Annotated in this window: 6 protein-coding genes and 1 pseudogene; 5 read left to right on the top strand and 2 right to left on the bottom strand. The window is 55.2% G+C overall.

Annotated features, from left to right (window positions below):
- Positions 1-147: 147 nt before the first annotated feature.
- The gene (locus ACKGJP_RS32020; RefSeq protein ID WP_409342789.1) at positions 148-1,812 is read right to left on the bottom strand and encodes a PhoX family protein; all 1,665 of its coding nucleotides are present in this window, start codon (positions 1,810-1,812) and stop codon (positions 148-150) included.
- A gap of 310 nt (positions 1,813-2,122) precedes the next feature.
- On the opposite strand from ACKGJP_RS32020, the gene ACKGJP_RS32015 reads away from it, so the two are divergent.
- The 5 genes from ACKGJP_RS32015 (at position 2,123) to ACKGJP_RS31995 (ending at position 14,581) form a co-directional block, all read left to right on the top strand.
- Entirely contained in the window at positions 2,123-2,602 is a 480-nt protein-coding gene (locus ACKGJP_RS32015) for a GNAT family N-acetyltransferase (protein ID WP_409342788.1), read from the top strand.
- 76 nt (positions 2,603-2,678) lie between these two features.
- Positions 2,679-3,197, top strand: a complete 519-nt coding sequence (locus tag ACKGJP_RS32010; protein WP_409342787.1) for a phage tail protein — start codon at positions 2,679-2,681, stop codon at positions 3,195-3,197.
- A gap of 34 nt (positions 3,198-3,231) precedes the next feature.
- Positions 3,232-3,732, top strand: a complete 501-nt coding sequence (locus ACKGJP_RS32005; RefSeq protein ID WP_409342786.1) for a phage tail protein — start codon at positions 3,232-3,234, stop codon at positions 3,730-3,732.
- A gap of 14 nt (positions 3,733-3,746) precedes the next feature.
- Positions 3,747-4,271: a phage tail protein gene (locus ACKGJP_RS32000; protein WP_409342785.1), complete on the top strand. Its 525-nt coding sequence runs from the start codon at positions 3,747-3,749 to the stop codon at positions 4,269-4,271.
- Between the two features lie 296 nt (positions 4,272-4,567).
- On the top strand, positions 4,568-14,581 hold the full coding sequence (locus tag ACKGJP_RS31995; RefSeq protein ID WP_409342784.1) for an Ig-like domain repeat protein: 10,014 nt from the start codon (positions 4,568-4,570) through the stop codon (positions 14,579-14,581).
- Between the two features lie 253 nt (positions 14,582-14,834).
- Here the strand turns inward: ACKGJP_RS31995 and ACKGJP_RS31990 are convergent.
- A pseudogene (locus tag ACKGJP_RS31990) lies at positions 14,835-14,909 on the bottom strand (LuxR C-terminal-related transcriptional regulator); the annotation flags it as partial.
- Positions 14,910-14,920: the final 11 nt, after the last annotated feature.

Below are 14,920 nucleotides of genomic sequence, written 5' to 3'. Positions count from 1 at the left end.
CTGGGGCCGTTGGCACGGGCCGATTATTTTCCTTTAGCGATGACAAGGCTGCTATTTGTTTTAAGAGACAACCAGATGCTGCATTGCATGTAAAAAAGCTTGCCAAAAGGTCGAATTCACCTTTGGCAAGCTTTTTGCCCGCAAATTTCAGATGCCCGTTACCGCGACCAAAGCCGAGCGAGGTATGCTGTCGCCGGACCGGTGAGGCCATAGGCTGGATGGATGGGATTTGTCTTTACTGGCGTCGCCCGGATGAAGGACGGAAATGAACAATGTCTGCTCGTTCGGTGTAAACGTCGGGGCTGCCAGTGCCGCCTCGACGGGAGCCGATGCGAATTGCGAGACAGATTCATCCTCCTGCTCCAGCGGCAGCACGTATATGCCGTTGTTTTGGAAGGAGCGGAAGCTTCCTTTGCTAAGCTTATCGGAAGCGATATTCGTTGCCATCCAAAGCTTGCCGCTTCGATCGAAGGAGATCGCCCCCGGCGAGCTAAAACCGCTTTGACGCCCGCCCGCGGCTGCTAGCTCGAAATCGAACTCGGCTGCGCCTAAGTCGCCGTTTTTCTCAATAACCCGTAATAGATGTCCGTGAATGTTGCCGTGCGAAGCGTTATTCGTGAAAGCGACGAATAAGCTTTGATCCGCCGGATGAAGCGCCAAATCACCCAAACTGTCCAGCGGCGTAGCGCCGAGGATAAGAGCGGCTTCTGTGGCATAGGTAAGGATGTCCGATTGTTCGGCGAGCAGGTCCCGCAGTTGTTCTTTCGTATAGCGAATTTGGCGCGGAAGCTGGTGCGCGGGCTGCTCCAGAAGCTGTTTTGCCGCTTCAGCAGTCAGCTCGATCCACTTCCCGTTCTCGAGATCGGCGGCCCAGAGCGTTCCGTCCGTCAACAGCGCCGAATTGCTTTTGCCCTGGTCCGGGTCGAATTTCCCCTTGCTTACATACTTATACAGACAAGCGTCCCTCATTACATCGCCCATGTAGACGACGACACGTCCGTCTTCGCTTAATCCCATTGCCGCACCGGAATGATGCAGACGGCCAAGCGCCGTATGCTTGCGCAATAAGGCTTTAGGATCGGCGGGATCGATTTCCGCCACCCAGCCGTAATGCTCGTGAACGAGCCCCGTGCTGCTGCATGTTTCGTCATAGCTTCCTTCGCATGCAAGAACGGTTCCCCACAACGTCTTCCCACCCGATCGGTTGGCGAAGGTTCCCTGCACGATGGTTGCGTGATGCACCGATTTCGTTCCCTTAACGGGACCGGTCAGCTCGAAAGGCTCGAGCCCGGTAATCCGTCTGGCGTAAGCCGATGTCTTATCCATTCGCCAAACGCCGGCAGTATCCCGGTACACCTCCAAAACCGATCCCCCTTGATGATACAGGAACGCTTTCGTTTGATCGATCGAGTAGACGCCATTATCTCTAGCGCCATGCACCCAGACCGGATGGGACGATTCGTGGTTGACGTATAGCAAGCCGTGCACGCTGGAGCCCTCAATCGGAAGAAAGACGGCCGAAGCGTTGTTGTAGCCGAATGTATCGCCTTTCTCGTTGATTGGGTCGCCATATGCTGCAATGACGTCATACTTGAAGCCGCTGGGCAGATTCAGTTCGTCATTGGACGAAGGTTTGACGAGTATGCCTTTTCCAGTGACCGGAGCGGTAGCCGTGTCGAAAAAACGCTCGGCGGCATGTGCGGTGCCGTCGTTAATCAGTACGGAAAGGCCGGATGAGGCGGCCGCCAAGGTGGCTGCGCTTGAACCGAGATACGCCAGAAACTTGCGGCGGGACAGTTGTTTCGAGCTCATTGTATCCTCCTAAGAGAGCGTTATATTTAGTAGATTAACATAAAGTTCCATTTACCACTAGAAGTGCATGCTCAAAAAGCCGACTTACCAGCACCGAGAAGGTTGGATGAAACGGAACTTATTAAACAACCTCTAGAAGGGGTATAAAAGAAGAAGTATGTTTATATTTGTAGTATTTCATATAAAGTTTAAGGATTGTTTAAAAATATTGTCGATTTTCGCGGATTTCGTTGACTGATTCTAGTAATATTCGATATGGTTAATAGAGCGATAGTTATTTTATGGAAAAAAATTGGCGGAGATGAAAGAGATGCTGGAGATACGCGAAGCAAGGGATGTTGATGAGGCTTTTCTATTTAACCTGTACGCCGAAACGCGGGCAAACGAAATGAGCGCTTGGGGCTGGGGGGCCGCAGAAGCGGAACCGTTTCTCCGTATGCAGTTTACCGTGCAGCAGCAATCCTATCGCCTGCAATATCCCGGCGCAGAACATCGGCTGTTGCTTCTGCAAGGAAACCCCGCCGGCCAGTACCGGGTATTCAACGGAAAAGACGTAATCGTTCTGGTCGATATCGCTTTGATGCCGGAGTACCGTAATCGCGGGATTGGCACAGAGCTGCTTCGTGGTTTACAGGAGCGGGCCCGTAAAGAACGGAAAACGGTTCGGCTAAGCGTGGAACAATCGAATCCCGCCAGTAAGCTTTACCAGCGACTGGGATTTATGACTAGAGAGCATCGCGATCCGTATTCGATCATGGTGTGGCATGACGATCAGGATCAACCGGGATAGGAGTACTTTAAACAAAATTTAAACTAAACGAAGTAAACTATTAAAAGCATAAATGACTCGAAAGGAATGTGGAAGTATGGCAGAACCGTTTGTGGGAGAAATACGCATGTTCGCAGGTGATTATCCGCCTTACGGATGGGCGCTTTGCAATGGACAAGAACTTAACATTTCTGGAAACGATGTCTTGTTTAGTCTGCTTGGAACGATGTACGGCGGCAACGGACAAACGACATTCGCTCTACCGAATTTGATGGGCAGAATTCCGATTGACCAGGGGAAAAACCATGAATCCGGCACTACCTTTCTGCTTGGCCAGAGTGGGGGCGCAGAGAATGTTACGTTGACAGTAAGCGAGCTTCCTGCTCATACCCATCCCGCTAAAGCGCATACGGAAGCCGGGGATACGACCAGTCCGGAGAATGCTGTTTGGGCGTCCACCTCGATAGATCCTTACGGCAGCGATCCGGCAAATGTCACGATGAGTCCGCAATCGAACTTACCGTCAGGCGGGAGTATGCCTCACGACAATATGATGAGATTCGTTGTAGTAAGCTATATCATCGCTTTGGAAGGCATATATCCGACTCAATCGTAATAGACAAATAGTTGCAAAGAAAGGGTGAAGCAGTTTGGAACCGTTCTTGGGTGAAATACGTTTATTTGCGTTTGGATTTACTCCGAGGGGGTGGCTCCCGTGTGAAGGCCAAATTCTTTCGATACAGGCAAATACCGCGCTCTTCTCGTTGCTTGGAGTTACCTACGGCGGCAATGGCGTTACTAATTTTGGATTGCCGAATTTGCAGGGGCGCGTACCGCTGCATGTAGGAGCCTCCCGTTCACTGGGAACTAGAGGAGGAGAAGAAAGGCATACGCTTACGACCGTCGAAATCCCCGCCCATACTCACACGGCACGGGCCAGCACAAGCACCGCGAACGATGCCGACCCGGCAGGGAAGGCTTGGGCGGCGCTTCCCGTATCCGGCTATATGAGAAATGCCGCTCCAAATACTGTCATGAATCCACAGGCCGTTGCTTCAACCGGAGGCAGTCAACCGCATAACAATATGCAGCCGTATACCGTATTGAACTTTTGTATTGCGATAACAGGAATTTATCCGACAAGAAACTAGAAGGGGGAATAAGTATGGCAGATCCATACACTGGAGAAATTCGTATATTTGCAGGCAATTATGCTCCAAATGGCTGGGCATTCTGCAACGGGCAACTGATGCCTGTTTCTAACTACCCCGCATTATTTTCAGTACTTGGAACTCGATACGGCGGCAACGGGACAACAAATTTTGCTCTTCCCAATATGATGGGGTGCGTCCCCATGCATCAAGGGGCTGGACAGGGACTTACGCCTAGAATCGTAGGTGCAGCAGGCGGTTCCGACAGTGTGACTTTGATTACGAACGAGATGCCGCTGCATTCCCATCAAGTGAAGGCGGCAAGCAAATCTGCCCAAAGCAGCCCGGCTAATGCCGTTTGGTCCAAAACGGCCGGCCGCCGCGGGACTCCCGCGTACGTTAACGAACCGCCAAATGTCAACATGCACGCGGAGGCAATTGGGGCGGCAGGAGGCAGTCAGCCCCACAATAACATGCAGCCTTACCTTGCTTTGCATTTTATTATTTGCATTGACGGCATTTACCCACCGAGACAATAAACCTCCAGAATAAGGGGCGATTGCTGAAATCTATCTTTCGGGGAGAAATTATGAGAAACACGTGGAGAAGTGCCTTAGGGCAACTGGCGGAACGGATGATTGGGACGTTACCGATTTCTTCGGTCAGATGGGCAATAGCCGGGGTGCTGGCAGGATTGTTGTTTGCAGCGTTGCCGGGGGGACAAGCCCTGGCGGCGGATTTCTTTGTCAATTCAAATTTCGATAGTGCCGATAAAACTCCCGGCGACGGCAAATGCGAGGATAATTCGAATAAATGTACGCTAAGGGCGGCTATTATGGAGGCGAATAAGACTCCCGGGCCTCATACGATCATTCTTCCAACCGATACATACACGCTATCGCTTGGGGGAGCGTCGGAAGATATGGCTGCCACCGGAGATCTCGACATTCTCAGCAGCATCACGATCATCGGCAATAACGGAAATCCGGACGGAGATCCCAGAAGCACGATCATTCAGGCCGGCAGTTCCCGGGGAGTCGGGATCGACCGGGTTTTTGACATCAATCCTGACCTTTCCTTAAACATTGACGTGGCGATCAAATCGGTCTGGATCAGGTACGGAAAGCTAACCGGAGCCGCCGTCTACGGAGGGGCGGGCATTGCCGCCGATCCGGGCAACCGTAGCTTCACGCTCTACAATACGATCGTCAGCGAAAACGACAACGGATCGGGGGACGGTGGCGGGGGCCTGCTGCTATCGGGTAAGTCCGGGGCGACGATCAAAGTCGAGAAAAGCGTCATCGAGAAAAACGTTTCCGAAAAACGAGGCGGCGGACTGTATATAGACGGAGATGCGTCCTTCGAGATGATCTCGTCGACGATCGACGACAATCAGTCGAGAACGGCATATGGCGGTGGCATCGCTTCAGTAGGAATTGGCTCCCGTAAAATTGCGGGCAGCACCATCTCGGCGAATATCGCGAATCTTGGCGGAGGAGGGATTCACACTGGTTCGCCACTGACACTGGAGAACTCTACCGCTAGCGGAAACAAGAGTGCCCGTAACGGAGGTGGCTTGTATTTGGAGTCGGCGCTTGCGAATGCCAACGTCATTCGAAACGCAACCATCTACAACAACGTGTCGAGTACGTCATTTGCAGGCATATACAACGGGGGAGGCATTTACGTCGCTTACGGGGCGAATCCTGCCTTATACAATACAATCGTAGCCGGCAATACAAATAGTTCCTTGCTAAGTGATATTGAAGGAAGTATGAATGCCGGAACCAGTCAAAATAATTTGATCGGAACATCACTCGCTTCCGGAGGGTTGAACGGAGGCACAAACGGCAACCAGGTCGGAGTATCCGACCCGAAGCTTGGACCGCTTGCCGACAACGGCGGTCCGACGAAAACCCATGCGCTGCTGTTCGGCAGCCCGGCGATCGAAGCAGGCAATTCCGCTTTGGCGCCCGGCGGCGGTTATGATCAACGCGGGACGGGGTTCGTCAGGCTTGCGGATTCCGCAGACGCGGATACGACAAAGACAATCGATATCGGCGCCTATGAAGCACATCCGACGATTTCGGACATCCCGGATCAAACGATGGATAGCGGCAGCACGGCAGCAGTCAATTTCCGCGTTGGCGATGCAAGTTCGGGGACTCTAACGGTAGTCGCGACAGCAAACGATCCATCAATCGTGCCGTCGGCCAATATGCAGGTTGCAGGGACGGGAGAAGCCCGGACGTTAAGCATAACGCCGGCTGCCGGCAAAAGTGGAACGGTTACCGTTACCGTAACGGTTTCCAGTACGGTGGGCGGCAAGGTGCTAACGATGTCGGATACGTTTCAGTTGACAATCGTCCCTAAACCGGATCTGGGAATTGCCAAATCGCATACGGGTAATTTCCGTGCAGGACAAACCGGAGCGGTTTATACCCTGCAGGTGACGAACAAAGGGGCGGCCGCAACGAGCGGGACGGTTACCGTTAATGAGACGATTCCTGCCGGGTTAACGGCGGTCTCCATGAGCGGAACCGGGTGGACCTGTACGCTTGCAAGTACAAGCTGTTCCCGTTCGGATGGATTAAGTCCGGGAGCAAGCTACCCGCCTATTACGGTAACAGTGGATGTGGCACCAAATGCGCCATCTAGCTTAACCAATGCGGCTGCCGTTTCCGGTGGCGGGGATACGAACAGCGCAAACAATACGGCTACGGACCCTACAACGATCGATAAGAATGCGACAGAGACAACGATCGCTATTTCTTCCAGTTCGCCCGTTTATGGACAGATGGTGACGCTCACCGCATCGGTTACCGTGCTGCCGCCGGGAACGGGAACTCCCGCGGGTACCGTAACGTTTAAAGACGGCGCAAGCGAGCTCGGTACAGCGACCGTCGACGGAAGCGGCAAAGCGACGCTTGCTGTGACGACGCTTGCTGTCGGTGCGCACTGGATAACCGGGCACTACAGCGGGGAAGCGGACAAAGCGGCAAGCGATTCATCGGCACAAAGTTTGACTGTCGGCAAGGCTTCGACCACGGCATCGGTATCGAGTTCACCGAGCCCGAGCCAATACGGCGAATCGGTCACGTTCACGGCGACCGTATCTACAGCAGCTCCGGGAAGCGGAGTGCCGACAGGCACGGTGAAGTTTATGAACGGCGGGGTGGAGCTCGGGTCGGGAACACTGAACGGCAGCGGCGTCGCAACATTCGCGACATCGGCCTTGGAAGTCGGGACGTACAACGTGACGGTGGTCTATGGAAGCGATGGGAATTTCATCGGCAGCGCATCGTTGCAGCTTTCGCACACGGTTAATAAGGCGGTAACGACGACAGCTGTGACGAGTTCGGTCAACCCGAGCCAATACGGAGAGTCCGTCACATTCACGGCTACGGTATCGGCAGCTGCTCCGGGCAGCGGAACGCCGACCGGTACGGTGAAGTTTATGGACGGCACGACGGAGCTCGGGACGGGGACACTGAGCGGCAGCGGCAGCGGAGTCGCGACGTTCACGACATCGTCCTTGGCGGTTGGTACTCACAATGTGACGGTGAAGTACGCGGGCGATAGCCATTTCGCGTCAAGCACATCGTCGCCGGTTGCACAGACAGTCAATGAGGCAGCGACAACGGTAGCGGTAACGAGTTTGGCGAACCCGAGCAAGTACGGCGAGCCGGTGACGCTCTCGGCGACTGTGGGAGCAGTAGCCCCTGGAAGCGGAACGCCGACGGGCACCGTGACGTTCAAGGATGGCGTGACGGTGTTGGGCACGGCAACGCTGAATAGCGGCGTTACGACGTTCACAACTTCGTCCTTGGGAGTCGGCTCACACAGCGTGACAGCGGAATACGCGGGTGATGGCCGTTTCGCATTAAGCACATCGGGCGTACATGCGCAGACGGTCAATCCGGCGGTAACGTCCGTAACGCTCGCGAGCTCGCTGAATCCGAGCGGCAGCGGCGAGTCGGTCAGCTTTACGGCCACGGTAATGGCGGCAACGCAAGGCAGCGAAGCGCCGACAGCTACGGTGAAATTCAAGGAAGGAACGACCGTGTTAGGAGTAGTGGCATTGAATGCGGGCGGTACAGCGACTTTGTCCATTTCTACTCTAAGCGTTGGCGCACATAACATAACCGCCGTATATAGCGGAGACCCGAACTATGCGGATGCCGCATCGAGTGCACTCGCGCAGACGGTAAACAAAGGTTCGACGACAACGACCGTAATAACCACGCCGAACCCGAGCAAGTACGGCGAGCCGGTGACGATTACGGCGACCGTATCGGGAATTTCACCGGCACCAGGTACGCCGACAGGCAGTGTAACATTCAAAGACGGAACGACCGTCTTAGGAATAGGTACGTTGGGCGGAAGCGGTACAGCCTCGCTCACGACCTCGGCACTACAAGTCGGTGCGAACAATCTGACCGCGGTATACGCCGGCAACAACGATTTCACCAGCAGCACGTCGGTTGCGCATAAGCAGACAGTGGAAGCGGCAGCGACCGCGACGATTGTGTCGAGCTCCTTGAGCTCGACGGTAAGCGGCCAGTCCGTTACGTTCACGGCGACCGTATCTGCAGCAGCTCCGGGAAGCGGAGTGCCGACAGGCACGGTGAAGTTTATGAACGGCGGGGCGGAGCTTGGTTCGGGAACGCTTAATGGCAGCGGTGTCGCGACATTCGCGACATCGGCGCTGGAAGTCGGGACGCATAGCGTAACGGCGGTGTACGGGGCCGATGCAAACTATTCCGGCAGCGCGTCAGCGGCATCGGCATCCGTTACAGTCAATAAAGCCGGTACGGCAGCATCGCTGGCAAGCTCGAAGCCAACTAGCGTTTACGGAGAGTCCGTCACATTCACGGCTACGGTATCGGCAACAGCTCCGGGCAGCGGAACGCCGACCGGTACGGTGAAGTTTATGGACGGCACGACGGAGCTCGGGACGGGGACGCTGAGCGGCAGCGGCGTCGCGACGTTCACGACATCGTCCTTGGCGGTTGGTACTCACAATGTGACGGTGAAGTACGCGGGCGATAGCCATTTCGCGTCAAGCACATCGTCGCCGGTTACGCAGACAGTCAATGAGGCAGCGACAACAGCTACGGTAACGAGTTCGGCAAACCCGAGCAAGTACGGCGAGCCGGTGACGCTCACGGCGACTGTGGGAGCAGTAGCCCCTGGAAGCGGAACGCCGACGGGCACCGTGACGTTCAAGGATGGCGCAACGTTGCTGGGCATGGCAACGCTGAATAACGGCGTTGCGACGTTCACGACTTCGTCCTTGGGAGTCGGCGCACATAGCGTGACAGCGGAATACGCGGGTGATGGCCGTTTCGCATTAAGCACATCGAGCGTACATGCGCAGACGGTCAATCCGGCGGTAACGTCCGTAACGCTCGCGAGCTCGCTGAATCCGAGCGGCAGCGGCGAGTCGGTCGCTTTCACGGCGACAGTGACGGGGGTAACGCAAGGAAGCGCTGCGCCGGCGGGCACCGTAACGTTCAAGGATGGTGCGACGGTGTTGGGCACGGAGCTGGTGGACGGAAGCGGCACAGCGACTTTGTCTGTAACGACGCTGAGCGCAGGTGTACACAGCATAAGCGCGGTATATAGCGGAGATGGCAACTACGTCACAAGCGCATCGGGCACACTCGCGCAGACGGTAAACAAAGGCGCAACGACAACGACCGTAATAACCACGCCGAACCCGAGCGAGTACGGCGAGCCGGTAACGATCACAGCGACCGTATCGGGCATTTCGCCGGCACCGGGTACGCCGACAGGCACGGTAACGTTCAAAAACGGAACGACCGACTTAGGCACGGGTACGTTGGACGGAAGTGGCACAGCCTCGCTCACGACCTCCGCACTGCAATTCGGTGCGAACAGTCTGACCGCGGTATATGCCGGGGACAATGATTTCACCGGCAGCACATCGGCTGCGCATACGCAGACGGTGGAAGCGGCAGCGACCGCAACAGCTGTGACGAGCTCCTTGAGTTCGACGGTAAGCGGCCAGTCCGTCACATTCACGGCGACCGTAACGGTAGCAGCTCCGGGAAGCGGAGTGCCGACAGGCACGGTGAAGTTTATGAACGGTACGAAGGAGCTTGGTTCGGGGACGTTGAACGGCAGCGGTGTTGCAACGTTCACGACCTCCGCGCTGGAAGTCGGGACGCATAGCGTAACGGCGGTGTACGGGGCCGATGCAAACTATTCCGGTAGCTCGTCTGCGGCATCGGCATCCGTTACAGTCAATAAAGCCGGTACGGCAGCATCACTGGCGAGCTCGAAGTCAACTAGCGTTTACGGAGAGTCCGTCATGTTCACGACGACGGTATCGGCAGCGGCTCCGGGCAGCGGAACGCCGACGGGTACGGTGAAGTTAATGGACGGTGCAGCGGAGCTTGGGACGGGGACGCTCAACGGCAGCGGAGTCGCGACGTTCACGACATCGTCCTTGGCGGTTGGGGCCCACAGCGTGACGGTGGAGTACGCAGGCGACAGCCATTTCACGCCAAGCACATCGTCGCCGGTTGCGCAGACAGTCAATGAGGCAGCGACAACAGCTACGGTAACGAGTTCGGCAAACCCGAGCAAGTACGGCGAGCCGGTGACGCTCTCAGCGACTGTGGGAGCAGTAGCCCCTGGAAGCGGAACGCCGACGGGCACCGTGACGTTCAAGGATGGCGTGACGGTGTTGGGCATGGCAACGCTGAATAACGGCGTTGCGACGTTCACGACTTCGTCCTTGGGAGTAGGTACGCATAGTGTGACGGCGGTGTACGCTAGCGACGGCAATTATACCTCCGTCATCTCCGGTGCGTATACGCAGACGGTCGATCCGGCCGTAACGTCGGTAACGCTCGCCAGCTCTTCCAATCCGAGCGGCAACGCAGAACCGGTCGCTTTCACGGCGACGGTGACGGGGGCAACGCAAGGAAGCGCTGTGCCGGCGGGCACCGTGACGTTCAAGGATGGTGCGACGGTGTTGGGCACGGAGCCGGTGGACGGAAGCGGCACAGCGACTTTGTCCGTAACGACGCTGAGCGCAGGTGTACACAGCATAAGCGCGGTATATAGCGGAGATGGCAACTACGTCACAAGCGCATCGGGCGCACTCGCGCAGACGGTAAACAAAGGCGCAACGACGACGACGGTAACAACCTCGTCAAACCCGAGCAAGTACGGCGAGCCGGTGACGATCACGGCGACCGTATCGGGCATTTCGCCGGCACCGGGTACGCCGACAGGGACGGTAACGTTCAAAGACGGTGCGACCGACTTAGGCACGGGTGCGTTGGACGGAAACGGCACAGCCTCGCTCACGATTTCCGCACTACATGTCGGTGCTAACAGTCTGACCGTGGTATACGCCGGGGACAACGATTTCACCGGCAGCACATCGGCTGCGCATACACAGACGGTGGAAGCGGCAGCGACCGCAACAGCCATGACGAGCTCCTTGAGTTCGACGGTAAGCGGCCAGTCCGTTACATTCACGGCGACCGTAACGGTAGCAGCTCCGGGAAGCGGAGTGCCGACGGGCACGGTGAAGTTTATGAACGGTACGAAGGAGCTTGGTTCGGGGACGTTGAACGGCAGCGGTGTTGCAACGTTCGTGACCTCCGCGCTGGAAGTCGGCACGCATAGCGTAACGGCGGTGTACGGGGCCGATGCAAACTATTCCGGCAGCTCGTCTGCGGCATCGGCATCCGTTACAGTCAATAAAGCCGGTACGGCAGCATCGCTGGCAAGCTCGAAGTCAACTAGCGCTTACGGTGAGTCCATTACGTTCACGGCGACCGTAGAGGCGATAGCTCCGGGCAGCGGAATACCGGCGGGCACGGTGACGTTCAAAGACGGAACCGTTGCCTTGGGAACGGGGACGTTGAACGCGATCGGCGTTTCGACGTTCACGACTTCCTCCTTAGGAGTAGGCGCGCATAGCGTGACGGCGGAATACGGCGGTGACGGGAATTTCACCGCGGCTGCGTCGGGCATGCTTGCGCAGACGGTCAATCAAGCCGAAACGACAATTTCGCTGGCAGGCTCGGTAACGACAGCCGTTTATGGTAAAGAAATCGTGCTGACTGCTTCCGTTACGGCTACGACTCCCGAGAGCGGGATCCTAATCGGTGAAGTTGTGCTTACAGAAAACGGAACGGTCATTGGCGCAAAGAGCAGCGTGAACGGCAGCGGGCAAGCCATTTTTACTATATCGTCGCTGCCGATCGGTCAGCACTCGATTATTGCCCAGTTTGACGGCGGGGATTCCTTTAAGGGAAGCGTTTCTCCTGCATTCGTCATAACGATCGTTCAGCATACGACATCGGTCTCGTTGAAAAGCTCGGCAGTTTCCGATGCCGTATACGGTCAGCCGATAATCTTAACTGCCAAGGTGGATTCAGATGATACGCCTACAGGAGAGATTATGATTACAAATGGTGTTTCGAATCTGGGGACCACTAGTTTGAACGATGACGGTGAGGCAGTTTTCGCCCTAGAATCCTTGCTTCCGGGAACGTATACCTTCATAGCGGAATATTCCGGCGATTCTAGCAACTTTGCAAGCACATCATCGCCTTTGCTCCTCCGGGTCGGCAAAGCGAAGACGGAAACTTCTATGCAAACCGTAACACAGGTTGCCTATGGAGAACCTTTCATAGTAACGGCATCGGTGAAAGTAATCGCTCCGGGTGCAGGTATACCTAGCGGATCGATTGAATTGTCGAGCGACAAGGGACCTCTCGGCACCTTGCAGATGGACGGGGCAGGCAATGCTTCTGTTACGATCGAGCATTTGCCTCTCGGCACGTACACGATTACAGCTGAATACATGGGCGGGCTGTTGTTTGAAGGAAACGCCTCGAGCGAAACGGTATACGTGTATGACCCATTATCAGCATTGTTATTGGACTCGACAGCTTATACTTTAACCGTTGACGAAACTCATGAAACGGTTGCAACGGCCGTTTACGGATCGACGGAGCGGCGGAACGTAACACAGCTGTCCATGTATTCGTCTTCCAATCCAGCCGTCGCGACAGTCGACTTGGGCGGTGTTGTGAAAGCCGTAGGGGAAGGGAATACTGAAATTACGGTACAATTCGGAGGCATGACAGCGAAGGTTAAGATTACGGTTGTTAAAAAGCCAAACAACAATGCCGCTCTCTCCAAGCTTACGTTATCGGAAGGCAGTTTGGCGTTCGATCCGAATAAACCGCATTATGACATCATAGTCGGCGTTAACGTCAGAAATCTGCAGATAAAGGCTGAAGCCGCGGAGACGCTGGCCTCGGTCAAAATCGGAAACCTGGAATCGAGCATGGGGGCTGCGGCCGCCGAATTGCTTCTGGATGCCGGGAAAAACGATCCGATTCGAATTGTCGTAACGGCGCCTGACAGGAAAACCGTTCGTGAATACGTATTGACCATAACCAGAGAGCGGGATAATGGCAACGGCAACGGCAACGGCAACGGCAATGGTAACGGCAATAGCAACACAGGAAACGGCAATGGTAACGGCAATAGCAACACAGGAAACGGAAGCGGTAACGGCAGTAATAACGACAACGGAGGAAAAGACGGCGAAGCTCCGGACATCAACTGGATTGTTCCATCAGCCAATTCGACGATCGGTTTGACGCTTATCGGCGTAACCGTAAGTCAATCCGACGGAACACAGACTGTTAAAGTTTCCGAGGAAGATTTGGCGAAGCAGTTAAAAGAAACCCGAGCGCCTCAGATATACATCGTACCTGTTCCTGCAGGAAACGCTCGGGTAGAGCTTAGTGCCTCCATAGTCGGGAAGATCGGGTCGAACAACCCGAATAACAGGATTGGGTTACAGGTGAAAGGCGCCGGCTTTGAGCTTCCGCTAAAGCTGTCCGTTCCGCAAGCGATCGCCAGCTTGCTCGGCATTCCGGTTGAACAAGCGGAAAGAGCGAGCCTGTCGATTGAGATTAAGGAGAAAAAGGATGCCGTTGTACCAAACGCCGTAGTGAAACCCGTCCAAATATCCATGAGTGTTTCCGCTCAAGGCAAAACGGTGGACTTTAATCATTTCAACGGCAACTACTACAAGCTGGCTTTCGAGCTCCCGGATTCCGTCGATCCGAATGAGGCGGTCGGCGTGGCGGTAGGTGAGGATGGCAAGGTGTACCCCGTCCCATCGGAAGTAAAAGAGGTGGATGGCAAGAAGGTGGTTGTCTTGCATGCGGATCGTAACGGGACGTTCGCCGTTGTGAAGCATACCGCCAAATTTATGGACATTGAGGACTCTTGGGCGAGAGCCATCATTCAACGAATGGCTAATAAAATGGCTGTCGCAGGTTATCCCGATAATAGCTTCCGCCCGGCGGGTAACGTGACGCGTGCCGAGTTTTCCGCAATACTCGCAAGAGCGCTCGGAATGCAAGCGGACGCTTCTCCAACGAACCTCGGATTCACCGATGTCGGCAAGGACAACTGGTTTGCTGGATATGTCCGTGCGATGGTGAGCGCCGGAATCATATCCGGCTACGAGGATGGGACGTTCCGCGGGGATAAGCAGATCACTCGCGAAGAAGCGACGATTCTTCTAAGCAGGGCCATGGCGTACGTGAAATCCGGAAGTAGTCCAAGAAATAACGGCGATCAGCCGAAAGACGTTTTTACGGACAAGGATCAAATCGGCAGCTTCGCCCAAGATGCGATTGTTGAGGCCAGCCGGAACGGTTTGATCGATGGCTACGAGGATGGTTCGTTCCGTCCACACGGGTTCGCGAACCGTGCGGAAACCGTTACGATGATGAGCAATTTACTGGATTATCTTGGTTTCGATCGTACGTAAAGCCGTTAAGTCAGGGGAGAAATCCTCTGACTTTTTTCTTCCCCCAAAAAGCCCTTGAGCTTCCCGTACGGTAAGGCCAAGGGCTTATGGAATATCCCGATGCTTCCAGGAAGCGAAGAATTTAGGTTTTTTCCGTTTACGGTGATGTTCTTTCATACGATCCAGATAGTTCGGACCAATTTTCATCATAGCCTGTGACCCGAAGGGTCAATGAATATTTATCCTTATATCAGCTCCAGTTCCTGCCACTCGCTCACGGCTGCGATCGCGAGGAGACGCCGAGCTTTCTGTAAATGCGTGATAAGTAAACCTTAACGGTGCCTTCCGTAAGCTTTAGTT

Origin of the sequence: Paenibacillus litoralis (genome assembly GCF_046244365.1) — a bacterium.
Lineage (GTDB): Bacteria > Bacillota > Bacilli > Paenibacillales > NBRC-103111 > Paenibacillus_V.
This window is presented reverse-complemented; position numbering and strand designations above follow the sequence as displayed.

Excerpts from the sequence above, each read along its gene's own strand:
- ACKGJP_RS31995 (WP_409342784.1), top strand. The coding sequence starts at position 4,568 with ATGGAGGCGAATAAGACTCCCGGGCCTCATACGATCATTCTTCCAACC.
- ACKGJP_RS32000 (WP_409342785.1), top strand. The coding sequence starts at position 3,747 with ATGGCAGATCCATACACTGGAGAAATTCGTATATTTGCAGGCAATTAT.
- ACKGJP_RS32015 (WP_409342788.1), top strand. The coding sequence starts at position 2,123 with ATGCTGGAGATACGCGAAGCAAGGGATGTTGATGAGGCTTTTCTATTT.
- ACKGJP_RS32020 (WP_409342789.1), bottom strand. The coding sequence starts at position 1,812 with ATGAGCTCGAAACAACTGTCCCGCCGCAAGTTTCTGGCGTATCTCGGT.
- ACKGJP_RS32010 (WP_409342787.1), top strand. The coding sequence starts at position 2,679 with ATGGCAGAACCGTTTGTGGGAGAAATACGCATGTTCGCAGGTGATTAT.